This is a genomic window from Micromonospora sp. LH3U1, from assembly GCF_028475105.1.
In the GTDB taxonomy this organism is placed as follows: domain Bacteria; phylum Actinomycetota; class Actinomycetes; order Mycobacteriales; family Micromonosporaceae; genus Micromonospora.
Genome location: NZ_CP116936.1, coordinates 1,735,836 through 1,759,934 on the forward strand (window position 1 = coordinate 1,735,836; position 24,099 = coordinate 1,759,934).

Below are 24,099 nucleotides of genomic sequence, written 5' to 3' on the forward strand. Positions count from 1 at the left end.
CGCTGTTGATCATGAAGTTGTTGTCACGACACGCCGGTCCGGACGGCAATAACTTCATGATCAACCCGGTGGGTGGGTGGGTGGGTGGGTGGGTGGTCAGGGGAGGGATGGGTCAGGGAGGGTGGGGGTGGGGGTGGGGGGTTCTGGGGACAGTGCGGGGGTCAGGTGTGGGACGAGGAGGCCGATCTGCCATTCGCGGGCGTTGAGGCCGCGCAGCGTCTCCGCGACCGTCTCCTCGGTGAGCTTCTCCGGCGGGGTCCAGGCCAGCCGGCGGACCGAATCCGGGGTGATCAGGTTTTCCGGCGGCAGGTTGTGCTCACCGGCGATGCGGACCACCACCTCCCGGCAGCGGGCCAGCCGACCGGCCGCCACCGGGTCGCGTTCGGCCCAGCGGTGCGGCGGGGGCGGCCCCTCCACAGCCGGCGTGACCGGCAGCGAGTCCTCCGGCAACTGCCGGGCGTCGTCGAGAGCGGCGAGCCAGGTGCGGGCCAACCGACGGACCGACCGACCGCCGAAACCGGGCAGGGTCAGCAGGGTCTTCTCGTCCTTCGGGTCCAACTCGGCCGCAGCGATGATCGCCGAGTCGGGCAACACCCGACCGGGCGCGGCGTCCCGCCGGGACGCGATCTGGTCCCGGGCGTACCACATTGAGCGGACTCGGGCCTGCGCCCGCGCTCCCCGCAGCCGGTGGATGCCGGAGGTGCGCCGCCAGGGCTCCGCGCGGACCCGGGGCGGGCGTGCCCCGGTGCGGACCAGCGCGGCGAACTCCTCCGCGGCCCACTCCGACTTGCCCTGTCGGGCCAGCTCGGCGTCGAGTGCGTCGCGCAGGTCGGTGAGCAGCTCCACGTCGAGAGCGGCGTACGTCAGCCATGACTCGGGCAGCGGTCGGCTCGACCAGTCGGCCGCCGAGTGGTGCTTCTCCAGCGTGAACCCGAGCAACTGCTCGGTCAGCGCCGCCAGCCCGACCCGCTCGAATCCCGCCAGCCGAGCGGCGAGTTCGGTGTCGAACAACCGGCGTGGGCGCAACCCCACCTCGGCCAGGCAGGGCAGATCCTGGCTGGCCGCGTGGAGCACCCACTCGGCCTCGCCGATCGCCGCGTCCAACGCGCTGAGGTCCGGCAGGGGCAGTGGGTCGATCAGCGCTGTACCCGCGCCGGCCCGGCGTAGCTGCACCAGGTACGCGCGTTGGCTGTAGCGGTATCCGGAGGCCCGCTCGGCGTCCAGGGCGACAGGGCCGGTGCCCGCGGCGAAGCGGGCCACGACCTCGGCAAGCTCGGCTGGCGCGGCCACCGGATCAGGGGTGCCGTCACGCGGGGCGATCAGCGGAACGGGCCCACCGTTGGCCGGGTCGGCCCCCTCCCCCGCCGGCTGCGGCTGGGCCGACTGCGGGTGCTGGGGTGCGTTTCCCGGAAGTTCCTCGGCGGGCCGACGGCGCAGGGGTGGTTCGTCGGTCACCTGACAACCCTAGTGCGCGCGGTGATCCGGCGGGTGCAGCCGGTCCGGCGTGTGTCGGTCAAGTGTCCGCAAGGTGTCCTTCGGGAATGCCGAACAAAGCCCGAAAGTGCGAGTTCGGCCGGTCTGCCAAACCGCTCACTCCGGTCGATCATGGAGTTGTGGTGCCCCGCAAATGCCGCGCCGAGGAATATCTCGCCCACCACCACTCCATGATCGACGCCAACAGAGGGGTGGGGCGGGGGGGGGGGGGGGGGGTCAGGCTGCGCCTGCGGGGCGGCGGTCGGACAGGGCCGTGACCCCGGGTGGCGGCAGGCCGGCCGTGGAGGCGAGCAGTGTGCACCAGCCGAGCAGGTGTGGGGTCAGGTCATCGTCGACCGGCGTCCACGAGGCGCGGATCTCGATGTCGCCGACGGTCGGTGGGCCGGCAAGGTCGCCGAACCGGGTCGACATGGTCTGCGTCACCGTCCCGCCAATCGCCCGGTGGCCGGCGTCCTGGGCGTCCAACGCGTCGGTCAGCCACGTCCAGCCCACACCGGGCAGCAACGGGTCGGCGGCCAGGTCGACCTCCAACTCGGCGGTCACGTAGGTGACCAACCGCAGGGTGCCCTGCCACGCCTCGTGGCCGACCGGGTTGTGCAGCAGGATCAGCCGCCCGCTCGCCACCTCGTCGCCGTCGCGCAGCACGGTCGCGGAGAGCGCGAACGCGTATGGGGCCAGCCGCTGGGGAGCGCCGACCTCCTCCAGGGTGATCTCCGGCCGGGGCGCCGCCGACTGCAGGCCGGCGACCGCGCGGGCGAACGTCTCCGGGAGCGCGATCGGGGGGGCCATGTCGGCAGCCTATGCCGACGCCTGGCCACCGCTTCGGCGGCGCGCCGACGCTCACCGAGGGGGCCCCTGCTCCGACGCGGGCGTAAGGAACGGTGCCCTTCCTCTCACCCCCACCCGGATGGGGGTGGTGGGCGTGGCACGATTGCGGCGATGACCACGGACACCACGGGCACTGTCGCCCGAGACGGAGAACCCCGCCCCGGCGGACCAGCCGACTCGCCCTTCATCAGGGCCTGCCGACGCCGGCCCAGCCCGCACACCCCGGTCTGGTTCATGCGCCAGGCCGGCCGCTCCCTGCCGGAGTACCGGGAGATCCGAGCGAGCGTGCCGATGCTGGAGTCCTGCCGTCGCCCGGATCTGGTCACCGAGATCACCCTCCAGCCGGTCCGCCGCCACAAGGTGGACGCGGCGATCCTGTTCAGCGACATCGTGGTGCCGGTCGCCGCTGCCGGGGTCGACCTGGACATCGTGCCGGGCACCGGCCCGGTGGTCGCCGAGCCGATCCGCACCGCCGCCGACGTGGAGCGGATCCGCCCGATCACTCGCGACGACGTCTCGTACGTGGACGAGGCCGTCCGGCAGTTGGTGGTCGAGCTGGGCGACACCCCACTGATCGGTTTCGCCGGTGCGCCGTTCACCCTGGCCAGCTACCTGGTCGAGGGCGGGCCGTCGCGCACCCACGCGAAGACCAAGGCGCTGATGTACGGCGATGAGGAGCTGTGGCACGCGCTCTGCGGCCGGCTGGCCGACGTGACGCTGGCCTTCCTGCGGGTGCAGATCGATGCCGGCGTGTCCGCCGTTCAGCTGTTCGACTCGTGGGCCGGCGCGCTCTCCGAGGCCGACTACCGCCGTTTCGTGCTGCCGCACTCGACCGCCGTGCTGAGCGGGCTGGTAGACGCCGGGGTGCCACGGATCCACTTCGGGGTGGGCACCGCCGAGCTGCTCGGCGCGATGGGCGAGGCCGGCGCGGACGTGGTCGGCGTCGACTGGCGTACCCCGCTGGACGTGGCCACCGGCCGGATCGGCCCGGACAAGGCGGTGCAGGGCAACCTGGACCCGTGCGTGCTGCTCGCGCCGTGGCCGGTGGTGGAGGCCGAGGTGCGCCGCATTCTGGAGCAGGGCAAGGCCGCCCCGGGGCACGTGTTCAACCTCGGCCACGGTGTGCTGCCGGAGACCGACCCGGAGATGCTGACCCGCGTGGTCGCGCTGGTGCACGAGCTTTCCAGCCGCCGGGCCGACCAGGGCTGAACGGCGATGCGGCAGCCCTGGCGGGTGGCGGTGGTCGGCGGCGGGATCGCCGGGCTGGCCGCCGCGGTCCGCTTGCGCGACCGCGCACCGGCCGGCACCGAGATCACGGTGTACGAGCAGTCCGGTGCGCTGGGCGGCAAGCTGCGCACCGGGGAGTTGGCTGGCCAACCGGTCGAGTTCGGTGCCGAGTCGTTCCTGATGCGCGACCCGACGGGCGCCGAGAGCGCGGCGGTGGCGTTGGCCCGCCGGCTGGGGCTGGCCGATCGGATCGTGCACCCCACGGTGGGGCAGGCCGCGCTGGTCATCGACGGAGGGCTGCGCCCCATCCCGGGCGGCACCCTGGTGGGCGTACCCGGTGATCTGGAACGGGTCACCACGGTCGCCCGCCCGGTCGCGGACGCCGACACCGACGGCGGTCGGCCGCTGGTCGGGCCCGACGCGGACGTCTCGGTGGGTGCGCTGGTCCGGTCCCGCTTCGGTGACGAGGTGGTCGAGCGGCTGGTCGACCCCATGTTGGGCGGCGTGTACGCGGGCCGCGCCGACGATCTTTCGCTGGTCACGACGATGCCGGCGCTGGCCCGTGCGGCCCGGGTGGAGCACACCCTGACCGGCGCGGTCCGGGCCGCGCAGGCCGCCGCGCCGCGTGCGCCCGGCGCTCCGGTCTTCGGCACCCTGGTCGGTGGGCTCAGCACCCTGGTCGAGGCGGCGGTGACGGCCAGCGGCGCGACGGTACGGCGGGACGCCGCCGTCCGCGAGTTGACCCCGACCGACACGGGTTGGCGGCTCACCGTCGGCCCGACCCGTGACCCCGAGCAGGTCGACGTGGACGCCGTGGTGCTGGCGGTGCCAGCCCGACCGGCGGCCCGGCTGCTCGCTGGTCCGGCACCGGTTGCCGCAGCGGGTGTCGGCGAGTTGGACTACGCGAGCGTCGCGTTGGTGACCCTGGCGGTGCCGCAGCCGCGACTGCCCGAGCTGTCCGGGTTCCTGGTGCCCAGCACCGAAGGGTTGCTGATCAAGGCCGCGACCTTCTTCACCACCAAGTGGGGGCACCTGCGCCGACCGGACGGGTTGGCGTTGGTGCGTGCCTCGGTCGGCCGGTACGGCGAGGAGGCGCATCTCCAGCGCCCCGACGCCGACCTGGCGGCCACCGTGCATCGAGAGCTCTCGGCGGTGCTCGGCACCCCGCTGCCGGCCCCCGTCGACGGGCACGTGCAGCGATGGGGCGGTGCGCTGCCCCAGTACGCCCCGGGGCACGCCGACCGGGTCGCCGCCGCGCGGACGGCGTTGCGGGCTGCGCACCCCACCCTGGTCCTCGCCGGCGCCGGCTACGACGGCGTCGGTATACCGGTCTGCGTCCGCTCCGGCGAGACGGCGGCCGAAGAGATCATCACAGCACTGGGAGGATCGGCGAGATGACCGAGCAGACCAACGCAGCCCGTTTGCGGGAGCTGAACGACAGCATCCGCTACACGATGTGGTCGGTGTTCCGGGCCAGCGCCCCGCTGCCGTCGCTGCGGGACAACGTCACCGGTGAGGTCGTGTCCCTCTTCGAGGAGCTGGCCGGCAAGGACGTGGTGGTCCGGGGCGTGTACGACGTCTCCGGTCTGCGCGCCGACGCGGATGTGATGATCTGGTGGCACTCCGCGTCCAGCGACGCGTTGCAGGACGCGTACCTGCGGTTCCGTCGGACCACGTTGGGTCGGGCGCTGACCCCGGTCTGGTCGCAGATGGCACTGCACCGGCCGGCGGAGTTCAACAAGAGCCACATCCCGGCGTTCCTGGCCGGCGAGGAGGCCCGCCCCTACATCTGCGTCTACCCGTTCATCCGCTCCTACGAGTGGTACCTGCTGCCCGACGCCGAGCGCCGCGAGATGCTGGCCGAGCACGGGAAGTTGGCCCGCGGCTACCCGGACGTACGGGCCAACACGGTCGCCTCGTTCGCGCTGGGCGACTACGAGTGGATGCTCGCCTTCGAGGCCGACGAACTGCACCGGATCGTCGACCTGATGCGTGACCTGCGCGCCTCCGGCGCCCGCCGGCACGTCCGCGAAGAGGTCCCCTTCTACACAGGCCGCCGCCGCTCCGTATCCGAAATCGTCAACTGCCTGATCTGACCCCCCGCGCGCACCGCGCCTCCCGCCCGCGATCTTGCACTTCCGGTCGCTGGATTGCGGCTTATGCCCTGTTCGCCGGGGCAGAAAGTGCAAGATCGCGGGGGCGGCGCGCGGACCCACCACTGGATTTCCCTCCGTCCGGTGCCGCACCCCCGCCCGGGTGCGGCACCGGACGGGGATCAACTGGTCGTCGTGCAGGAGACCAGGGGAACCGGGTTGCTGCCGTTCCACGATCCGAGGAAACCGAACGTGGTGCTCGCTCCGGCGGCGAGGGTGCCGTTGTGGCTGACGTTGCGCGCCGTGACCAGCGTGCCGTTGGTGCTGACGGTGGTGTTCCACGACGAGGTGACCTGTTGGCCGTTGCCGTAGTTCCAGCTCACCGACCAGCCCCGGGTGGGTGAACCGCCAGCGGTCACCTTCACCTCGGCCTGGAAGCCGCCGGTCCACTGGCCGGTGACCTGGTACGTCGCCGTGCAGGCCCCGGCCGGCGGCGGGGTGGTCGGCGGCGGGGTGGTCGGCGGGGGCGTGGTGGGTGGGGGAGTCGTGGGTGGCGGGGTGGTCGGCGGCGGCGTGGTCGTCCCGCCGAAGGTGACGTCGCTGCACAGGTAGTACGACTGGTCCAGGTGGCTGGCCTGCCAGACGGTGTAGACGATGTGCCGCCCCGTGCGTCCCGAGGCGCTGACCGGGATCTGGATGGAGACGCCACCGGTGTCCGGGTTCCACTGCGAGGCCGGCGTGTTGCCGATCTGGCCGGCCAACTCCAGGTCGTCCCAGCCGAGCGGTTCGGTGAGCGCGTTGAAGCCCTGCTTGGTCACGTACACCCGGATGTAGTCGGCGCCGTGGCTGGCCTGGTCGAAGAAGCGGAGCCGGAAGTTGTTCGACACCGAGGTGGTCTTCCAGGCGCCGATGGTGTCCAGCGCGTTGTAGCGAGGGCTCTGGGTGCGCCCGCCGCTGCACAGCTGGCCGTTGGGGACGGCGCTCTGGTGGTTGCCGCCCACACCTTCGCGGAACAGGCCGTTCCAGTTCCACATGGCGGCCGGGTCGGCTTGCCAGGCCTGCCAGCACATCGGGTCCTCGGTGGCCATCCGGGGATTCTGGAAGTCGCTGCCCCAGCGTTGCCAGCAGCTGTAGTTGCGCGAGGCCGGGTCGACGACCGACCCGTGCGCGGAGGCGGGCTGAACCAGCATGGTGGTCAGCGCGGTCGTCAACAGGAGCGTGATGGCCGCCGCGATGGCGAACAACCAGAGCACGCGTGGAGATCGAGCGAGAGTGGACATGGAGCCCCCGGGGGGATGAGGTCGGACGACGACGCCCGGACTGCCGGGAGATGCCCGCTCCCGTGCCTACTCGCTGGCTCCCGCGATGGCTCTGCCCGGCACGATGCCAGACGAATCGTCAGACGTCAATGGCTTCGCGCCGCATCGGGGTGTGCGGGATGCCGTCCTCGACGTAGTCCGGGCCGCTGACCGCGAAGCCGTGCCGGGTGTAGAACGGGACCAGGTGCGACTGGGCCTCCAGCACGCAGGGCCGGTTGCCCACCACCTCCAGCGCCGCGGTCATCAGCCGACCGGCGTGCCCGCCGCCCCGCGCCGCCGGTGCCACCACCACCCGACCGATCCGGGCGGTGCCGTCCTGGTCGGCCAGGATCCGCAGGTACGCCAGCGGCGCGCCGCCGTCGGTCAGCCAGAGATGCCTGGTGCCCGGCTCCACGTCCCGCCCGTCGAGTTCCGGGTACGGGCAGTGCTGCTCCACCACGAACACGTCGATGCGCAGCTTGAGCAGGTCGTGAAAGGTGCGGGCGTTCAGGTCGGCGAAGGAGGCTGTCCGGATTTCGGTGGTCTGCTGGGGCACCCGCCGATGGTAGGCGCGGTCAGGCCGGGCGTGCGCCGACGGCATCGCGGATCTCGGCGCCCACCGTGCCCTCGACGGCGCGGGCGCAGTGGCCGCAGCAGAAGAAGCGGCCGTTGACCTCGACGCCATGCCCGACGATCTTGACTTGGCAGTGCTCGCAGATCGGTGCCATTCGGTGGATCGCGCACTCGAACGAGTCGAAGGTGTGCACGTCACCGCTGACGGTGTGCACCTCGAACGCCATCCAGTAGTCGTTGCCGCAGACCTCGCACGCTGCCACGGAAAACCCCCAATATCAGGACAAGTGCCTACAGAATCTCTCAGTTCGCCATGGCAACGGGGGGAAACGTCGATGCCCAGGAGTCTGAGCGGCGTGTCGGCGTCGGCGTGTTGTCCGTAGCGCTGGGTGACACCAGCGGCGTCTGGTTGGACGACGAATCAGCCGACCAGGTCGACGACCGCGGCAGTCCGCTCCGACTCTGACGAGAAAACTCGCCACCATCGATGGATTTATCGATAGAAGTCTTTACTGTTAACAATGTTTAAATTACCTTGAGGGGCACCCACCGGACCTGGAGAAGGAGCTGCCCCGATGCGTCGAAGAATGACCGTCCCGCTGGTGGCGGCGGGTGCTGTCGCCGCCACCCTCACCGTCGCCGCCCCCGCGCAGGCGCACGGCTACGTCTCCGCCCCGCCCAGCCGGCAGGCGCTCTGCGCGCAGGGCCGGGTGCCCGACTGTGGGCAGATCAAGTACGAGCCGCAGAGCGTCGAGGGGCCCAAGGGCCTGCGCAGCTGCAACGCCGGAATCGCCCAGTTCGCCGTCCTCAACGACGACGGCCGGGGCTGGCCGGCCACCTCGGTGGGCAGCTCGCTGACCTTCACCTGGGTGAACACCGCACGGCACGCCACCAGCAACTGGGAGTACTGGATCGGCAACACCCGGGTCGGCGTGGTCAACGGCAACGGCCAGCAGCCGGGCGCCACGGTCTCGCACAACGTCAACCTCGGCGGCTTCTCCGGCCGGCAGAAGATCCTCGCGGTGTGGAACATCTCCGACACGGCGAATGCCTTCTACTCCTGCATCGACGTGCAGATCGGCGGGGGAGGCGGGCCGACGCCAACCCCCACCCCCACCCCGACCGCCTCACCCACTCCACGGCCCACGCCGACCCCCACGCCCACCACTCCCGCCCCGGGCGGTAGTTGGACCGCGGGCCGGGCGTACCAGGTCGGCGAGCAGGTCACCTACGGCGGGCAGACGTACCGCTGCCGGCAGGCGCACACCGCGATCGCCGGGTGGGAGCCGCCGAACGTACCGGCGCTCTGGCTTCAGGTCTGACCGCACGGGTGCGGCCCCTGGCCGCACCCGTGTCGCCATCCTCGCGGAACGGAGCACCCGGCATGCCCCGTCGTACCCCTGTGGTGTCCCTTGTCATCGCTGTGCTGCTCACCGGCGCCTGCGCCGGGTCGCCCACGTCGAGTCCGTCAGTCGCGCCACAACCAGCTCCCGCGTCCCCGGCCGGGTCGGCGGCGGCCGGGTCCGTGGTGGCCGATTCCCCGGCCGACGGGGCCTCGATGAGCGGAATCGACGTGGTGTTCCTGAGCACGATGGTCGGGCACAGCGAACGCACCCTGCAGATCGTCCGGCTGGCCCGGGACCGGGTGCGCGGCGACGAGCTGCGGACCCTGGCCGCCGCCATCGAGGTGACCGAGGCCGACGAGCTGTCCGCCATGCGCGGCTGGTTGCCCAAGACCGGGCCGGGCGCCAGCGCGGCCGCACACCACCATGACGGGCACGGTGACGACACCGCGCTCGACCGGCTGCGGACCGCGCCGGACGCGGACGTCGACCGAGTGCTGCGCGAGGTGCTCGCCGACCACCAGCGATCGGCGGCCGACCTGGCCCGAGCCCAGGTCGGCGTCGGTCGCAACGAGCGGGTCCGCGACCTGGCCCGGCGGATCGAGCAGTCCCGGACCGCCGAGGTCGAGCTGCTCGCCAGGCCAGGCTGAGCCGGGGTACGCCGCTGGTGCGCCCAGGCCGCTCAGGTCAGGGGGATTCCAGTCGGATGGAGACCGAGTTGACGCAGTGCCGGGTGTCCTTCGGGGTGAAGCCCTCACCGTGGAAGACGTGCCCGAGGTGACTGTCGCAGCGCGCGCAGCGGATCTCCGTACGGGGCATGCCGAGGCTGCGGTCCTCGATTTCCTTGACCCGTCCCGGGATGGCGTCGTCGAAGCTCGGCCAGCCGCAGTGGGAGTCGAACTTCGTGTCGCTGGAGAAGAGCTCCAGCCCGCAGGCGCGACAGTGGTAGACCCCCTGGGTCTTCGTGTCCACGTACTCGCCGGTCCACGGGCGTTCGGTGCCGGCCTCCCGCAGAATGTGGAACTCCTCGGGGGTCAGGCGGACACGCCACTCGTCTTCGGTCTGGGGCAGCTCGTTGTCGTCAAGACTCACCCGTCAACGGTACGTCGAACGTCGGGGGCTTGGCATAAGGTCGCGGGATGGGTGGCACCAAGGCAGCGGTCGCCGAGGTCGAGGTGGCCGGGCACACCGTACGGCTGAGCAGTCCGGACCGGGTGATCTTCCCGCTGCGGGGCTTCACCAAGGCGGACGTCTTCCACTACTACCTCGCGGTCGGCGACGGGATCATGCGCGCCCTGCGGGACCGGCCCACCACGCTGCAACGCTTCCCCGAGGGCATCGAGGGTGAGGCGTTCTTCCAGAAGCGCGTGCCCACCCGGGGCGTGCCACCCTGGGTGACGACCGCGGAGATCACCTTCCCGAGCGGTCGGAGCGCGGCGGAGCTCTGCCCGGTCGATCTCGGCCACGTGGCCTGGGCGGCGCAGATGGGCACCATCGTGTTCCACCCGTGGCCCGTGCGCGCCGGTGACGTCGACCGGCCCGACGAGCTGCGCATCGACCTGGACCCCCAGCCCGGCACCGACTTCGCCGACGCGGCGCGGGCCGCAGGGGAGGTCCGCGCTCTCCTCGACGAGCTGGGCGTGCCCGGTTGGCCCAAGACGTCCGGTGGTCGGGGCGTGCACGTCTACCTGCGCATCCAGCCGCGTTGGACGTTCACCGAGGTGCGCCGGGCCACCATCGCCCTCGCCCGGGAGCTGGAGCGCCGCCACCCCGACCTGGTCACCACCGCCTGGTGGAAGGAGGAGCGCGGCAGCCGGGTCTTCGTCGACTTCAACCAAATGGCCCGGGACCGCACGATCGCCTGCGCGTACTCGCTGCGGGCCAACGCGCGGGCCACCGTCTCGACCCCGGTCACCTGGGACGAGCTGCCCGACGTCGACCCGGACGACTTCGACCTGCGTACCGTCCCGGCTCGGCTGGCCGAGCGCGGCGACCCGCACGCGGGCATCGACGACGCCCCGTGGGACATCACCCCGCTGCTGGAGTGGGCCGACCGGGACGCCGCTGCCGGTCAGGGCGACCTGCCGTACCCGCCGGACCACCCGAAGATGCCCGGCGAGCCCAAACGGGTCCAGCCCAGCCGCGCCAAGCGCACCCCCGGCGACGCCAACGCTTGACCGGCGGGCCCGCTTGAGCATGACAGCTAGGGGCCGGCCGGGCCGGTGTCGTGTTGTGCTCTGGGAGCCGTCAGGCCAGGAATCTGTCGAAGAGCTGTCAAGGCACTCCAGTAGTTGTCGGAGTGGGCGGACAGCGCCGCTGTCATCGTCAACGTGTGGACCTGGTTGGTGTAGCGGAGATCCGGGTGATGCTCGGGAATGTGTCGCGGCAGCGCGCCTCGGTGATCGCCAATCAGCGGAACTACCCGGAACCGGTCGCCGTGCGGGCGATGGGAAAGGTCTGGCGGAAGTCGGACGTCGAGGTGTGGATCAAAAAGCACCGGCCGGAGTCCGCGACGGGCTGATCATCAGCGGCGATAAATCCTCTGCATCGTGGCCTGGCGATGCCTGGACGAACCGAATCTGTCGTACGTGTGTTCTAAAGTCTGTCTGTGATCGATGAGTTGGCGCGTGCGGAGAGTGCGGTGGCAGCCTGCACCGACACCGCCGCCTGGGCCCTCTCCGAGCGCGATCTGATCGCGACGATCGACGCCACGCACCGGCTGCAACAGCGCTTGGCGGCCGTGCAGTTGGCGGCGGTCCGCGAGTTGGACGGTCGAGGCGCCGCCGTGACGCAGGGCGCGTCCTCGACGACGGTGTGGTTGCGCCACCGCCTTCGGCTCGACGTCTCCGCCGCCCGTCGGCTGGTCGGCCTCGCGGCCTCGCTTGACGTGGCCCCGCCCGCCGTGCGCGACGCCCTGGCGAGCGGGGCGGTCAGCGTGGAGCAGGCCCGGGTCATCGCCGACACGGCCGCCGCGGTGTCGGTCTCGGCGGGCGCCGAGATCGCCGACAAGGCGGTTGGCGTGCTGGTCGAGTGGGCCGCGCAGTTCGACCCCACCCTGCTGCGCCGGATGGGCACCCGGATTCTCGATCACGTCGCTCCCGACCTCGCCGACGCCGCCGCCGCGGCGGCCTTGGCCGCCGAGGCCGCCCGGGCCGCCCGCGATCGGCACGTCACCATCTCCGAGCAGACCGGCGGGCGGCTTCGGCTCAGCGGCACCCTCGACGCGGAGGCCGCCGCGCTGCTACGCGCCGTCATCGACCCGCTCAGCGCACCCGCCGGGCCCGACGACACCCGCTGTGCCGGGCAACGTCGCCACGACGCCCTCGCCGACGTGTGCCGGCTGGCGCTACGTGTCGGTCAGCTGCCCGAGAACGGCGGCGACCCGGCCCAGCTCGTCGTCACCACCGACTACGACGGCCTGACGCGGCAGTTGGGCGCCGGCACCCTCGACGTCGGCCTGCGGCTCACCCCCGACACGGTGCGTCGGCTCGCCTGCGACGCGGCCATCCTGCCCGCCGTGCTGGGTGGTGCCGGGCAGGTGCTCGACGTGGGCCGCCAACGCCGCCTCGTCAGCGGCCCACTGCGTCGGGCGCTGGTGCTGCGCGACGGCGGTTGCGCCTTCCCGGGCTGCGATCGGCCACCCCGCTGGTGCGCCGCCCACCACCTCCGGCACTGGGCCGACGGCGGCCCGACCAGCCTCGACAACGCGGTGCTGCTCTGCGGCCACCACCACCGGCACATCCACCAGACCGAGTGGGCGGTTCAGTTGGGCCACGACGGCCACCCGGAGTTCGTCCCGCCGGCCTGGCTCGATCCGGACCAACTCCCGCGCCGCAACCACTACCACCGACGAACGTAGCCAGTCCTAGTCCTCGTTTGGCAGTTGGTCGGGTGACCGCCGACCCAGGAGCACGGCCGGGTTGCCATCGCCCGCTCCGTCGGCGAGCGTCGCAGCGTCGGTGAGGACACTGTGCATTACCGGCACCGGCAGGTGTGGGTTGGCGGCGGCTGCTCCGGCAGTTTCCGGATCGTCGAACAATTCGAGCACGCGACTCGGCGACAGGCGGGGGTCACCGGCCGTCGAATTCCGCACCTCCGGACGCGGGTCGTGGCTGAGCCGCTCGATGAGCTGCGGTGCTGCCTCGGGATCGCGGACCACCAGGGCTCGGGCCCATGGGTCCGGCGACTCTGCCAGCCGGGCCAGTCCGACCCGCTGAAAGCTGGGGTGGTCAAGAAGGCGGCCTCGGGTCGCCGTCGTAGCCTCCAGGTAGGTGTTGAGCACCGTTTCGTGGGCGACGCCCGAGTGGCGCTCGCACAGCAGGAGCCGGACGGCGAAGTCGTCGTCGTTTTCCAGTGCGGCGATGTGGTCGGCGGTGAGGTGGGGATTGCAGGCGACACTGCGACGTAGCCCGATGTGCGCCGAGCGCACGCAGCGGCTCTGGATCTCCGGATCGCGGGTCTTGGTCGCCCAGACGGCCGGTCGGATCCGGTCGTCACGTCGGACGTGGTAGTCGATTGCCGCGCGTTGCTCCTCACTGAGCTCGGGGCGCATCGACACGGCGAGCCGGACCGTGGGTGACGGGTCCACCGCCAGTCGGGCGACGAGGTCGGGACGCAGGTCGGGATCGGCGGCGGCGGTGCTGCGCACCCATTCGTTGTCGGCGCTGGCCTGGGCTTCGAGGTCCCGACGGTCCGGCGGTGGCTCGTCGGCCGGTGCCGTTCGTGATTCGCCCGGCCACAGCCGGGCGCGCAGTTCCTGCGGCACCCACGGCGAGTCGACCATGATCAGGTCCAGCATTGGATGCCGTTCGAGAAGCCGCTCGTACGCCCAGACGGGTAGCACCGCCGGTTGCGTCCACGTCGACGCGAGGAGCGAGATCGGCCCCTCGGCGAGCGCCCACAGCACAGAGCGTTCCGGGTCCTCGACCAGCGTGGCCCGCTGTTCGGGTGTGACGTGCAACGCTTGCGCCAGTACCTTGCGCACCTTGTGGTCGGGATGGTCGACCAGTGCCTCGAACTGCTCGTCGGTCCATTCCAGACGGAAGGCCAGGGCGAACTCCACCTCCCGGAGGTGCTCCTCGACAAGCTGCCGCAACAGGTCGGCGGGGATGGCGGGGTTGCGGACCAGGCCGTGTAGCCGAGCCCGTGCCGGATTGTTGTAGTGGGCGAGGAACGCGTCGTTGACGTACAGCGGGACCTCCAGGGTTGGGCCATCAAGGACCTGCGAGAGGCCACCGTAGAAGGAGAACGCGCAGCTCAACAGGGCCGCCCGGCCGAGTGTCTTCTGTCGCTGCCAGCGGTAGGCTCAGACTGGCCAGCTCAACGAGTCGGACGGGCCGACCGGCGGAGCCGCGGCACCGGCGCAGCGGTTAGCCTGCCGTCATGGCGAGCGCAGAGCTGGATGAATTGATCGTCGCGGACGCCGACGCCCTGCGCGTGTGGTTGTCGGCCAACCACACCACGTCGCCCGGCGTCTGGCTCGCCCTGACCAAGAAGGGCGGCACGGTCACGACGTTGACCTGGCAGCAGGCGGTCGACGAGGCCCTGTGTGTCGGCTGGATCGATGGGCAGGCCCGCAAGCGGGATGAGGAGTCATCCTGGATCCGGTTCACCCCGCGTCGGCCCCGCAGTTCCTGGTCCCAACGCAACGTCGCGCACGTGGCCCGGCTGGAGGAGCAGGGGCGGATGCTGCCGGCGGGCCGCGCCGCGGTGGAAGCCGCGAAGGCGGACGGGCGGTGGGCGGCCGCCTATGCCCCGCCGTCGGAGGCCGAGGTTCCGGCCGACCTCCTCGCCGCCATCGCCGCCGAGCCCGCCGCCCAAGCCATGCTCGACGTGCTCACCAAGGCCAACCGGTTCGCTCTCATCCACCGCCTCAACGCCGTCAAACGGGCGGAGACCCGCGAGCGCAAGATCGGCGAATTCGTTGCCATGCTGGCCCGCCACGAGACGATCTACCCCCAGAAGGCGAGGCCGGTGTCCGGGCCGACGCTGCCGTAAACGGGGGCGAGGCCCCGACGAACCGATTGACTTTCGATAGGTAACGAGCGAAACTCGATGCATGGTTACGGAGCATCGAGCGGTTGCCGCTCTCAGAGTTTTCCTGGTGGTGCTGTTCGGGGTCCTGGTCGTGTTCCAGACCCTCTCGCTGCCCGGGCAGTTCGCGTACATGGCCCAGGAGTCACCGGAGGACGCCTACCTCCGGTGGCCGGCGACCGCCGTGACGGTGTTCTGGGTCTTGTGCGTCCAAGTGGTCATCGTGGCGACGTGGCAGTTGCTCAGCCTGGTCAAGAACGACCGCATCTTCACCGAGGCGTCCCTGAAGTGGGTGGACGCGATCGTGTGGGCCATCGCCGCCGCGTGGGTGGTGCTCGTGGGTGTCTTTCTCTGGGTCGGGTTCAACGCGGATGACCCGGGAGTGCCCCTCCTGCTGTTCCTGCTGACGGTGGGCGTCACCGTGCTGGGGCTCCTCATGGTGGTGATGCGTGCGCTGCTGCGGCAGGCAACCACGCTGCGGACCGACATGGAAGCGGTGATCTGATGCCCATCGTCGTCCGCATCGACGTCGAGTTGGCCAAGCGCAAGATGAGCGTCGGTGAGTTCGCCGAGCGTGTCGGGCTCACGCCGGCCAACGTGGCGGTGCTGAAGAACGGCCGTGCCAAGGCCGTCCGCTTCAGCACTCTGGAAGCCATGTGCCGGGTGCTCGACTGCCAGCCCGGAGACCTGCTCGAGTGGGTTGACGAGGAGACCCCATGAGGTACGCCCTGACAGCCGTCGCCATTCTCGCCGTCGCGCTCGGTCTCGCCGGGATCGCACACGGGGAGGCCGACGACTCGCCGGGCCTCCAACTCCTTGGCGTCGCGCTGGTGATCGGCGCGGTCGCGTTCGGCATCCGGAACTTTCGAGGCGGCGGCTAGCCGCCCAGGCGCTCGGGCCGGCCATGAGCTGACCCTCCCGTAATAACGATCAAGTAACGGGCGCGAACCTTTCCCGGTGGGTGACCTGTCTTGATGGTCGTCGGCCCACCAGGGCCAGGGGAGGCGTCGGATGAAGCTGGTGTGGAGGCGGGCCCGCGAGGCGCGCGGACTCTTGGTTGCGGCGGTGATCGCCGCCCTCGTCGCCGTCGCGTTGGTCACCGGGCTGTCCGACTACAACCGCCGGGCGGTGGACGCCGGGCAGCGGGCCCTGGTCGCCGCCTCGCCGGCCGAAGAACGCGGCCTGTTGGTCAGTGGCTCAGGTGGGCGCGACGCGGCCGAGTTCGCCACCCGGGACCAGGCGGTCCGAGCCGAGTTCGTCAACGGGCTCGCGGGTGCCCCGGTCAGCGTCGCCGCCGCCCGCTACGGCACCGGCCGGGAGCTGACCGGAGATCTCGGGCAGGTCACCCGTCCGGAGGACGAACCGGTCTTCGCCAGCCTGGCCACGCTCGAGGACCTCGCTGGCCATGCGGAGCTGACCAGCGGAGCCTGGCCCCGCGCCGGGACGAACCCGATCGAGGTGAGCCTGCCGGAGCGGGTTGCCGGCGCGCTTGGCCTGACCGTCGGCGAGCGTGTCCCGGTGCGCGACCGTGCCACCGAACGGCGCAGCGAACTGCTGCTCGCCGGCACCTGGCGGCCCCGCGACCCGGCCGACGCGTACTGGCTGCTGGCCCCCGGGGTGGGGGCGGGCAGCGTCGGGTCGGGCACCTCGTACGGGCCGTTCGTGCTCGACCCGGCCGACTTCGCGGCCACCTTCGCGGGTTCGGTGTCGGTGTCCTGGCTGGCCGTACCGAACCTCAGCGGCGTCGACACCGCCGACCTGCCCGCCGTGCGGGAAGCCCTCACCGAGGCCGCCTCGGCGGTGCCCGAGGCCGCTCAACTGGGCAGCTCCGGGCAGACGGTGACGAAGATGGAGCAACTGCTGGACCGGATCGCCCGCGCCGACCTGGTGGGCCGTTCCTCGCTGGCCACCCCGCTGTTGCTCATCCTGGTGCTCGGTGGGTACGCGCTGGTCCTCGTCGCCGCACTGCTGCACGAGGACCGTCGCCCGCAGACGGCGCTGCTGCGCGCCCGCGGCGCTGCCCGCCGGCAGTTGGCCGGCCTGGCGGCCCGCGAGGCGACGCTGGTGGTCGCCCCGGCCGCCGTGCTCGGGCCGTTGATCGCCAGCGTGGTGCTGCGGTACGTCCGACCCGGTGGGTCGGACGACCTGTCCACCGTCGGCGGCAACACCACCCTGGTCTGGGCGGCAGCAGCGGCTGCGGCCGGCTGCCTCGTCGCCATGGTCCTCCCGACGCTGCGCAACGCCGGCACGTACGTGGCCGACATGGCCGCCCGGTCCCGGCCGAACCGGGCGGCGAGCGTCCAGCGCGCCAGTATCGACCTGGTGCTCGTGGCGCTCGCCGTGCTCGCCTGGGTGCAGCTACGCCGGTACGCCTCCCCGCTGGCCGGCTCAGGCGGCCGACTCGGGCTCGACCCGCTGCTGGTCGCCGCCCCGACGCTCGGTGTGCTGGCCGGCGCCGTGCTGGCGCTGCGGATTCTCCCGCCGCTCACCCGGTTCGCCGAGCGGTTCGTCGACCGACGTCCCTGGACGGCCACCATGTTCGGCATGTGGCAGGCCGGTCGGCGTCCCCACGCCGGCCCGGTGCTGCTGCTCGCCCTCGCCGTCGGTGGCAGCACCCTGGCCTGGTCCCTGATCAGCACCGGCGAGCGGTCCCAGGTCGAGCAGGCCGGGCACACCGTCGGTGCAGACCTGCGGATCACCGAACGGACCGGGACCGCCCCGCCGACCCGGGCAGGCCAGCTCGCCGCGCTGCCGAGCGTCGAGCGGGTGCTACCGGCGTGGCGGGACGAGATACGGGTCGGCCGGGAGGACCTCCAGGCGACCGTGATCGGTGTCGACCCGGCCAGCGCCGCCGGGGTCGTCCGTCTCGCCGACCGCCTGAGCGACGGACCCGCGTCGACGCAGTACGAGCGGATGGTCGGAGCGCGGGGAGCCTTCGCAGGCGTCGAGTTGCCCGGGGGCGCGCGGGCGATCACCGGCACCGTCCGTACCCCGGTGAGCAACGCGAGCCGGCCGGTTCAGGTCGCGGTGACGCTGTTGGTCACCAGCTCCGACGGGCTCGCCCTGCGGCTGCCGGCGGCCAACTCCGCCAGCGACGGCCGGGCCACCCGGTTCACCGTGCAGCTGCCCGAGGCGCGCGGGGCACGGCTGCGGCTGACCGGGTTCGAAGCGGACGGCGGGCTGGCGGCCGGCAACGCCTACCGACTCCAGCTCGACGGGCTGACGGTGGTCAACGCCGACGGCACCACCGCGCCCGCCGGGCTGAGCGGTGACTGGACGATGACGGCCCCCCGCGAGCAGCCCACGCGGGTGCGGACCACTCCCACCGGGTTCGCCGCGGTCCACCCGGTGGACGTGATTCCTGGCGGGCAGTTCCGGTACCAGCCGCCGACCCGGTTCACGATCGTGCCGGGCGGGGAGAGCAAGCCCATTGCAGTGCTGATGACCCCCGGGGTCCGCGAGGCACTGAGCCTGCGCGTCGGCGACACCGTCGACCTGACGCTCTCCGGGGCGACGCTGCCGGTCCAACTGGTCGGCGAGCTGAGTGCGGTGCCGACCACCACCGGGGAAGGCATACTGCTGGACCTGCCCGCGGCGGTCGACACGCTGGTCCGGGGCAGTGGCGCGATGCGACCGGTACCGGAGTGGTGGATCGGCGCCGACGACGCGACGGCCGCCGCCCAGGCGGCCGGCGAGCTGCCGGGCGTCACCGTGCTCAACCGGGAAGCGGTGTACGAGTCGTCCGCCGACGACCCGTACTGGCAGGGCTCACGTACCGGAATGCTCGCCGCCGCGCTCGGCGCGGTGCTGCTCGCCCTCGTCGGCCTGATGGTGGACGTGTGGGCCACCGCGCGGCACCGGCTCAGCGAGTTCGCGGTACTGCACACCCTCGGCGCCACGCCCCGCCTGCTGGCCCGGGCGCTGTTGGCCGAACAGACCTTCCTCGCCGGCATCGGCGTGGGGGTCGGGCTGTTACTCGGCGCCGCCGTCGGCGCAACCATGGCCCCACTGGTCATCCTCACCCCGGCCGCCGGCCGACCGACCCCGCCGGCGACGTTCGCGTTGCCCTGGGTGCCGATCGGCCTGACCGCGGTCGGTCTGCTGCTGGCGGCGCTCGCCTTCAGCGCGTTCATCGCCACCGGCATCCGTCAGCGGGTGGCCGCGGTGCAACTGCGAATCGGGGGAGAACGATGAGCGTCGGCGCGGCCGTCCGGCGGGTCCGGACGTACGGCGGGCAGTTCCTGCTCCTGGCGGTGCTGACCCTGGTGGTCACGTTGCTGATCAGCGGGGTGCCCCGGCTGGTCAACCGGCTCGCCGAACAAGGGCTGCGGGCGCAGCTGACCAGCGAGCCGGCCGCCCGCAGGGACATCTCCTACACCACCGGGGAGGTGACCGCGACCTCCAAGAACACGGCGATGGGCGGCGCCGCCGAGCGGTTCGAACGCCTGGCCGCGGAGATGCCGCCGCAGGTGCGCTCGGCGGTGACCGAGCGGTGGTACAACGTGGATGCCACGCCGCGCCGAGTGGTCGGGCCGGACCTCGCGGCCCGCAACCTGCTGGTCGACCTGGGTCTACGGGGCGTGCCCGCCATCCAGGACGCCAGCACCCTCGTCGAGGGGGCGTGGCCGAGCGAGACGTACGTTCCCGACCGGCCGATCGAGGTGGCGCTCGACGTCGACGTGGCCGGCAAGCTCAACCTGCGCCCCGGCAGCGCACTGCGCATCGGCAACACTGATGCCAAGGGCACCCTGCTCGACGCCGCTCCGATGGTGGTGTCCGGACTGTTCCGGCCCGCCGACCGCGCGAGTGGCATCTGGGAGGTGTTGCCACAGCTGCTGCGGATCGGCGAACCGACCGGGGACGGCCAGCCGTTCGTCATCGTCGGCGTGGTCGCGCAGTCGGCCCTCAACAAGCGGGCCGCAGAGGGCTGGCCGACCCAGTCGAACTGGCGATACCGACTGGGCGCCGACCGGATCGACGCACGCGAGCTGGACCAGATCATCGACGGTCTGCAGACGATGCAGCGCACCCGGCCGCAGGACCTCACGTTGACCCAGGGCGTCGACGTCCCGTTGCGCGCGTTCGCTGCCCAGGTCGATGCCGCCCGCACCCTGCTCGCGGTGATCGGTGCCGGCGTACTGGCCACCCTGGCCGGGCTCATCGTGCTCGCGGCCAGCCTCGCCACCCGACGGCGCCGCTCGGAGTTCGTGCTGCTGCGGGCCCGTGGTGGCGCGGCCACCGCCGGTGCTCGGCGTAGCCTCGCCGAATCGCTGCTGGTGGTGCCGGTCGCCGCCGCGCTGGGCTGGTGGCTGGGCACCCTGTTCCCCGGCGAGCCGGACCCGACCACGCCGTACGTCATCGGGGCGACCGTGCTGGTCACGCTGGCACTGCCGGTGGCGACGCTGGCCGTACCGGCCGGCGGAGCGGCCCGTAATGACCTGGTCCGGGTGCGGCCATCGGCCCGTCGGCTCACCGTCGAGGTCTCCCTGCTGCTGCTGGCCGGGTTCGCCGCGGTGCTGCTACGCCGGCGCGGCCTCACCCTCGGTGAGGTGGACCCGCTGCTCGTGTCGGTGCCGGTACTGCTCGCGGTCGCCGCGGCGGTGCTCGCCCTGCGGGCGTACCCCTGGCCGTTGCTTCTGGTCAGCCGGCTTGCCGCGCGGACCCGGGGCAGCGTCGCCTTCCTCGGCACGGCGCGGGCCGGTCGGTCGGCGGTCGCCGCTCCGCTGGTCGTCGTGGTGCTGGCGATCGGTACCGCGGCGTTCTGCGCGGTCGTCGCCGCTGGCGTGGACGCGAGCCGGGAACGGGCCGCCGAGCAGATCGTGCCCGCCGACGCGGTGATCCGCGGGGAGCGCTTCGCACCCGACACCATCGACGAGCTGGGTCGCCTACCGGGCGTCCGGGCCGTCACGCGGCTCCTGTACCAGTCTGATGAGCGACTGGCGGCCGACGAGATCGGCACCGACGCGCGTGTCGCACAGACATCCGTGCTGCTGGTCGACGGCTCGGGATTGGACGCGGTGGCCCGCGAATCGGGGGTGAACCTGTCGGTCCCGGCCGCGCTGCGCACCGCCAAGCCCGAAGCCGGGCCGCTGCCGGCGATCGTCTCCCCGGCGGTCGCCGCCGACCTGGCCAAGGCTGGGCTGGACCGTTCCGCCTTCATTTCCGTGCAGGGCCAGCGATACGAGTTCCGGGTGGCCGGCACCGAGGAAGGTTTCCCGCTGCTGCCGGCACGTGGAAGCCGCTTCGTGATCCTGCCCTGGCAGGCGCTGCCGACGCGAAACACCACACCCGTGCCGACCAGCCTGCTGGTCGCCGGAGACTCGCTGGACGCGCAGGCGCTCCGCCGGGCCGGCGACGAGGGGCAGGAGCGCTATCGGCGCGCTGGAGCGGTGACCGGTCGGGAACGGCCCACCGGGGTCACCGTCGACACCCGGACGGACGTCCGCCGGGATCTCGGCACCGACGGGGCGAACGGCGTGCTGGCCTTCGGGTTCGTGGCCGGCGCCGTCGGCGGCACCGTGCTCGGGCTGCTGGCCATCGCGTTCACCGTGCTGGCCGGCGCGCGCGCCCGGGGTCAGGTGCTGTCCCGGCTGCGTACCCTCGGCCTGTCCCGACGACAGTGGCGAGGGCTGCTGTTGGTCGAACTGACCCCGCTGGTCGCGGTGTCGGTGCTGACCGGTGCACTGGTCGGCGCGGTGCTGCCAATGCTGCTCAACCCGGTGCTCGGCCTGTCCGCGTTCACCAGTGGTGTGCCGGTCCGGGTGGCCTTCGAGCCCACTCTGGTCGCCGCGGTGCTCGCGCTCGGGGCGGTCGCCCTCGGCTTCGCGGTCGCCGTGGAGGCCCTGAACAACCGCCGGTTGCGCCTCGGTGAGGTGCTTCGGCTCGGAGAGGAGAGCTGAGATGACCGCTACCGCCCAGACTCCACTGGTGCCTGACCTGGCCGCCCTGCAACAGCGGGCCGCGCAGCGCGCCGCCGAACGGGCCGGCGGGCAGGACCGCCTGCGCGGACACATCGTCTGCGACGGCCTGGTGCGCATCTTCAAGACCGAGGGGGTGGAGGTGGTCGCCCTGCAGGGGCTCGACCTGGTCATCGACCGGGGCGAACTGGTGGCGATCGTCGGCGCCTCCGGCTCGGGCAAGTCGACCCTGCTCAACATCCTCTCCGGCCTGGACACGCCGACCGCCGGCATCGCCCGCGTGGCCGACTACGACCTGCTCTCGCTGTCCACCAAACGGCGGCTGAGCTACCGGCGGGAGCTGGTCGGGTTCGTCTGGCAGCAGACCGGCCGCAACCTGCTGCCGTACCTCAGCGCACTGGAGAACGTCGAGCTGCCGATGCAGCTGGCCGGCAAACTCAGCGGCAAGGCCCGCCGGCAGCGGGCCCGGGAACTGCTCGACATGGTCGGCGTGGGCTACTGCGCCGACCGGCGGCCGGGGCAACTCAGCGGCGGCGAGCAGCAACGCTGCGCGGTCGCCGTGGCGGTCGCCAACGACCCGGAGGTGCTCTTCGCCGACGAGCCGACCGGTGAACTGGACGAGGCGACCGGCGCGGACGTCTTCGCGGCGCTGCGCGCCATCAACGCCGAGCTGGGCGTGACCATCGTTGTCGTCACCCACGACCACGCCGTGGCCACGCAGGTCCGCCGAACCGTCGCGATCCGCGACGGCCGGACCGCCTCCGAGGTACGCCGGACCGCTCGGATCGACGCGGCCGGCAACACCGAGCTGATCAGCGAGGAGTACGCGGTGCTGGACCGGAACGGCCGGATGCAGCTACCGGCTGCGTTCGTCGACGCGCTCGCACTGAAGGAGCGGGTCCGGCTCGACCTGGAGCCGGACCACGTGCAGGTACGGCCCGGCGACCGGGCCTCGGACGAGCGGGGGGCACGGGCGTGAGCCGTCGGAACATGGTGGTGACCGGCGCGGCCGGGTTCGGCGGTGTGCCGGCAGCACACCCGGCCGAGGTGGTCCGGGTCAGTGGCGTGAGCCGGACCTTCGGCCGGGGCGAGCACGCCGTGCACGCGGTGCAGGGCGTCTCGTTCACGGCCAACCGCGGCGAACTGGTCGCCATCCGGGGCCGGTCCGGAGCCGGCAAGACGACGCTGCTGAACCTGATCGGCGGGCTGGACCGGCCGGACAGCGGTCAGGTGGTGGTCGCCGGGCACGACGTGACCTCGGCCGGCGAGGCCGAGCTGCTGAAGCTGCGCCGGGGCACCGTCGGCTTCGTGTTCCAGACCTTCGGGCTGGTGCCGATCCTCTCCGCCGCCGAGAACGTGGGCGTGCCGTTGCGGCTGGCGCAAGTGCCGGCCGTGGAGCGGGAGCAGCGGGTCGCGGTGCTGCTGGAACTGGTCGGCCTGGGCGGGCACGCGGCGCAGCGCCCGTACGAGCTCTCCGGTGGACAGCAGCAGCGGGTCGCGGTGGCCCGAGCCCTGGCCAACGAGCCGGACCTGCTCATCGCCGACGAGCCCACCGGCCAGCTCGACTCGGAGACCGGCCGGTCCATCATGGACCTGCTGCGCGCGGTGGTGCACGCCCGTGGCATGACGGCGCTGGTGGCCACCCACGACCCGGCCCTGATCGACCTCGCCGACCGGGTGCTGAACCTGCGCGACGGCCGCCTGGTCGACGGCTGACGCTGCCCGACGGCCGCCCCATGCCGGGGGCGGCCTCGCGGCGGCCCTTGGCTGCGGCCTACCGGCGGTCGTCGCCGGCTCGCTCCTGGCGGCGAACCTGGCCCGGCACCGGTCAGAGCGCGAGCTTCATGCCCTCGTGGCTGGCCACGAAGCCGAGGCCCAGGTAGAAGCGGTGCGCGTCCTCGCGGGACTTGTCCGTGGTGAGCTGCACCAGCGCACAGCCCCGCTGCCGGGCCCGGTCGACAGCCCAGGTCATCAAATCCCGACCCAGCCCCTGGCCGCGCCGGTCGGAGCGGACCCGGACCGACTCGATCAGGGACCGCTCGGCGCCGTGCCGGCCGAGCCCCGGGATGTAGGTGATCTGGAGGCAGCCGACCAGGTCGCCGTCCTGCTCGGCCACGATCAACAGGTTGCGCGGGTCGGCGGTGATGTCCGCGAACGCCCTCTCGTAGGCCGCGTCGACCTCGGTGAAATCGCGGGCCTTGCCCAGGACGTCGTCGGCGAGCAGGGTGATGACGGCGGGCAGGTCGGCCCGGACCGCCTCCCGGTAGGTCACATCGGTCATACCGTGAGCCTG

General features: G+C 72.2%; 24 protein-coding genes. 16 read left to right on the forward strand and 8 right to left on the reverse strand.

Annotation, left to right across the window (positions count from 1 at the left end; genetic code table 11):
• Positions 1-96: 96 nt before the first annotated feature.
• Positions 97-1,455 carry a ribonuclease D gene (locus tag PCA76_RS08040; protein WP_272616421.1) on the reverse strand — a complete coding sequence of 453 codons (1,359 nt, stop codon included), beginning with the start codon at positions 1,453-1,455 and terminating at the stop codon, positions 97-99.
• A gap of 255 nt (positions 1,456-1,710) precedes the next feature.
• Positions 1,711-2,283: a DUF3000 domain-containing protein gene (locus PCA76_RS08045; protein ID WP_272616423.1), complete on the reverse strand. Its 573-nt coding sequence runs from the start codon at positions 2,281-2,283 to the stop codon at positions 1,711-1,713.
• A gap of 150 nt (positions 2,284-2,433) precedes the next feature.
• On the opposite strand from PCA76_RS08045, the gene hemE reads away from it, so the two are divergent.
• From hemE to hemQ, 3 genes are read left to right on the forward strand one after another with little or no spacing between them, the layout of a single operon-like run.
• Positions 2,434-3,531: a uroporphyrinogen decarboxylase gene (hemE, locus tag PCA76_RS08050; RefSeq protein ID WP_272616425.1), complete on the forward strand. Its 1,098-nt coding sequence runs from the start codon at positions 2,434-2,436 to the stop codon at positions 3,529-3,531.
• Between the two features lie 6 nt (positions 3,532-3,537).
• Entirely contained in the window at positions 3,538-4,947 is a 1,410-nt protein-coding gene (gene hemG, locus PCA76_RS08055) for a protoporphyrinogen oxidase (protein ID WP_272616427.1), read from the forward strand.
• Positions 4,944-5,645: a hydrogen peroxide-dependent heme synthase gene (gene hemQ / locus PCA76_RS08060; protein WP_272616428.1), complete on the forward strand. Its 702-nt coding sequence runs from the start codon at positions 4,944-4,946 to the stop codon at positions 5,643-5,645. The genes hemG and hemQ overlap by 4 nt, the downstream gene beginning before the upstream one ends.
• 179 nt (positions 5,646-5,824) lie before the next feature.
• On the opposite strand, the gene PCA76_RS08065 is transcribed toward hemQ, so the two are convergent.
• From PCA76_RS08065 to PCA76_RS08075, 3 genes are all read right to left on the reverse strand, one after another.
• Positions 5,825-6,922, reverse strand: coding sequence for a lytic polysaccharide monooxygenase auxiliary activity family 9 protein (locus PCA76_RS08065; protein ID WP_272616430.1), 1,098 nt, complete (start codon positions 6,920-6,922; stop codon positions 5,825-5,827).
• Positions 6,923-7,040: 118 nt separating this feature from the next.
• Entirely contained in the window at positions 7,041-7,541 is a 501-nt protein-coding gene (locus PCA76_RS08070) for a GNAT family N-acetyltransferase (RefSeq protein ID WP_272616432.1), read from the reverse strand.
• Entirely contained in the window at positions 7,516-7,776 is a 261-nt protein-coding gene (locus tag PCA76_RS08075) for a Prokaryotic metallothionein (protein WP_272616433.1), read from the reverse strand. The genes PCA76_RS08070 and PCA76_RS08075 overlap by 26 nt, the downstream gene beginning before the upstream one ends.
• Before the next feature lie 312 nt (positions 7,777-8,088).
• On the opposite strand from PCA76_RS08075, the gene PCA76_RS08080 reads away from it, so the two are divergent.
• Together PCA76_RS08080 and PCA76_RS08085 are read left to right on the forward strand one after the other, a co-directional pair.
• Positions 8,089-8,835 (forward strand): lytic polysaccharide monooxygenase, encoded by a 747-nt coding sequence (locus PCA76_RS08080; protein WP_272616434.1) that lies wholly within the window; start codon positions 8,089-8,091, stop codon positions 8,833-8,835.
• Between the two features lie 236 nt (positions 8,836-9,071).
• A complete protein-coding gene (locus tag PCA76_RS08085) occupies positions 9,072-9,506 on the forward strand; it encodes a DUF305 domain-containing protein (RefSeq protein WP_272616436.1) in 435 nt (144 codons plus the stop codon).
• A gap of 37 nt (positions 9,507-9,543) precedes the next feature.
• Here the strand turns inward: PCA76_RS08085 and msrB are convergent, their stop codons facing one another.
• Complete coding sequence (gene msrB / locus PCA76_RS08090; protein ID WP_272616437.1) at positions 9,544-9,948, reverse strand: peptide-methionine (R)-S-oxide reductase MsrB; 405 nt, start codon at positions 9,946-9,948, stop codon at positions 9,544-9,546.
• Positions 9,949-9,995: 47 nt separating this feature from the next.
• Here msrB and ligD point away from each other — a divergent pair, with 47 nt between their 5' ends.
• The 3 genes from ligD to PCA76_RS08105 all read left to right on the forward strand — a co-directional run bounded on the left by ligD (position 9,996) and on the right by PCA76_RS08105 (position 12,715).
• A complete protein-coding gene (gene ligD, locus PCA76_RS08095; RefSeq protein ID WP_272616438.1) occupies positions 9,996-11,033 on the forward strand; it encodes a non-homologous end-joining DNA ligase in 1,038 nt (345 codons plus the stop codon).
• A gap of 155 nt (positions 11,034-11,188) precedes the next feature.
• Positions 11,189-11,377, forward strand: a complete 189-nt coding sequence (locus PCA76_RS08100) for a hypothetical protein (protein ID WP_272616439.1) — start codon at positions 11,189-11,191, stop codon at positions 11,375-11,377.
• A gap of 87 nt (positions 11,378-11,464) precedes the next feature.
• Positions 11,465-12,715, forward strand: a complete 1,251-nt coding sequence (locus PCA76_RS08105; RefSeq protein ID WP_272616440.1) for an HNH endonuclease signature motif containing protein — start codon at positions 11,465-11,467, stop codon at positions 12,713-12,715.
• A 6-nt stretch (positions 12,716-12,721) separates the two neighbouring features.
• Here the strand turns inward: PCA76_RS08105 and PCA76_RS08110 are convergent, their stop codons facing one another.
• Positions 12,722-14,116, reverse strand: coding sequence for a hypothetical protein (locus PCA76_RS08110; protein ID WP_272616441.1), 1,395 nt, complete (start codon positions 14,114-14,116; stop codon positions 12,722-12,724).
• 122 nt (positions 14,117-14,238) lie between these two features.
• Here PCA76_RS08110 and PCA76_RS08115 point away from each other — a divergent pair, with 122 nt between their 5' ends.
• The 8 genes from PCA76_RS08115 to PCA76_RS08150 all read left to right on the forward strand — a co-directional run bounded on the left by PCA76_RS08115 (position 14,239) and on the right by PCA76_RS08150 (position 23,522).
• Positions 14,239-14,853, forward strand: a complete 615-nt coding sequence (locus PCA76_RS08115; protein WP_272616442.1) for a YdeI/OmpD-associated family protein — start codon at positions 14,239-14,241, stop codon at positions 14,851-14,853.
• 61 nt (positions 14,854-14,914) lie between these two features.
• Positions 14,915-15,394: a DUF2975 domain-containing protein gene (locus PCA76_RS08120; RefSeq protein ID WP_272616443.1), complete on the forward strand. Its 480-nt coding sequence runs from the start codon at positions 14,915-14,917 to the stop codon at positions 15,392-15,394.
• The gene (locus tag PCA76_RS08125; RefSeq protein ID WP_272616444.1) at positions 15,394-15,609 is read left to right on the forward strand and encodes a helix-turn-helix domain-containing protein; all 216 of its coding nucleotides are present in this window, start codon (positions 15,394-15,396) and stop codon (positions 15,607-15,609) included. The genes PCA76_RS08120 and PCA76_RS08125 overlap by 1 nt, the downstream gene beginning before the upstream one ends.
• Complete coding sequence (locus tag PCA76_RS08130; RefSeq protein ID WP_272616445.1) at positions 15,606-15,770, forward strand: hypothetical protein; 165 nt, start codon at positions 15,606-15,608, stop codon at positions 15,768-15,770. The genes PCA76_RS08125 and PCA76_RS08130 overlap by 4 nt, the downstream gene beginning before the upstream one ends.
• 130 nt (positions 15,771-15,900) lie before the next feature.
• A complete protein-coding gene (locus tag PCA76_RS08135; protein WP_272616446.1) occupies positions 15,901-19,083 on the forward strand; it encodes an ABC transporter permease in 3,183 nt (1,060 codons plus the stop codon).
• The gene (locus PCA76_RS08140) at positions 19,080-21,788 is read left to right on the forward strand and encodes an FtsX-like permease family protein (protein WP_272616447.1); all 2,709 of its coding nucleotides are present in this window, start codon (positions 19,080-19,082) and stop codon (positions 21,786-21,788) included. The genes PCA76_RS08135 and PCA76_RS08140 overlap by 4 nt, the downstream gene beginning before the upstream one ends.
• Before the next feature lies 1 nt (position 21,789).
• Positions 21,790-22,785, forward strand: a complete 996-nt coding sequence (locus PCA76_RS08145) for an ABC transporter ATP-binding protein (RefSeq protein WP_272616448.1) — start codon at positions 21,790-21,792, stop codon at positions 22,783-22,785.
• Between the two features lie 11 nt (positions 22,786-22,796).
• On the forward strand, positions 22,797-23,522 hold the full coding sequence (locus PCA76_RS08150; protein ID WP_272619249.1) for an ABC transporter ATP-binding protein: 726 nt from the start codon (positions 22,797-22,799) through the stop codon (positions 23,520-23,522).
• 112 nt (positions 23,523-23,634) lie between these two features.
• On the opposite strand, the gene PCA76_RS08155 is transcribed toward PCA76_RS08150, so the two are convergent.
• The gene (locus PCA76_RS08155) at positions 23,635-24,087 is read right to left on the reverse strand and encodes a GNAT family N-acetyltransferase (RefSeq protein ID WP_272616449.1); all 453 of its coding nucleotides are present in this window, start codon (positions 24,085-24,087) and stop codon (positions 23,635-23,637) included.
• Positions 24,088-24,099: the final 12 nt, after the last annotated feature.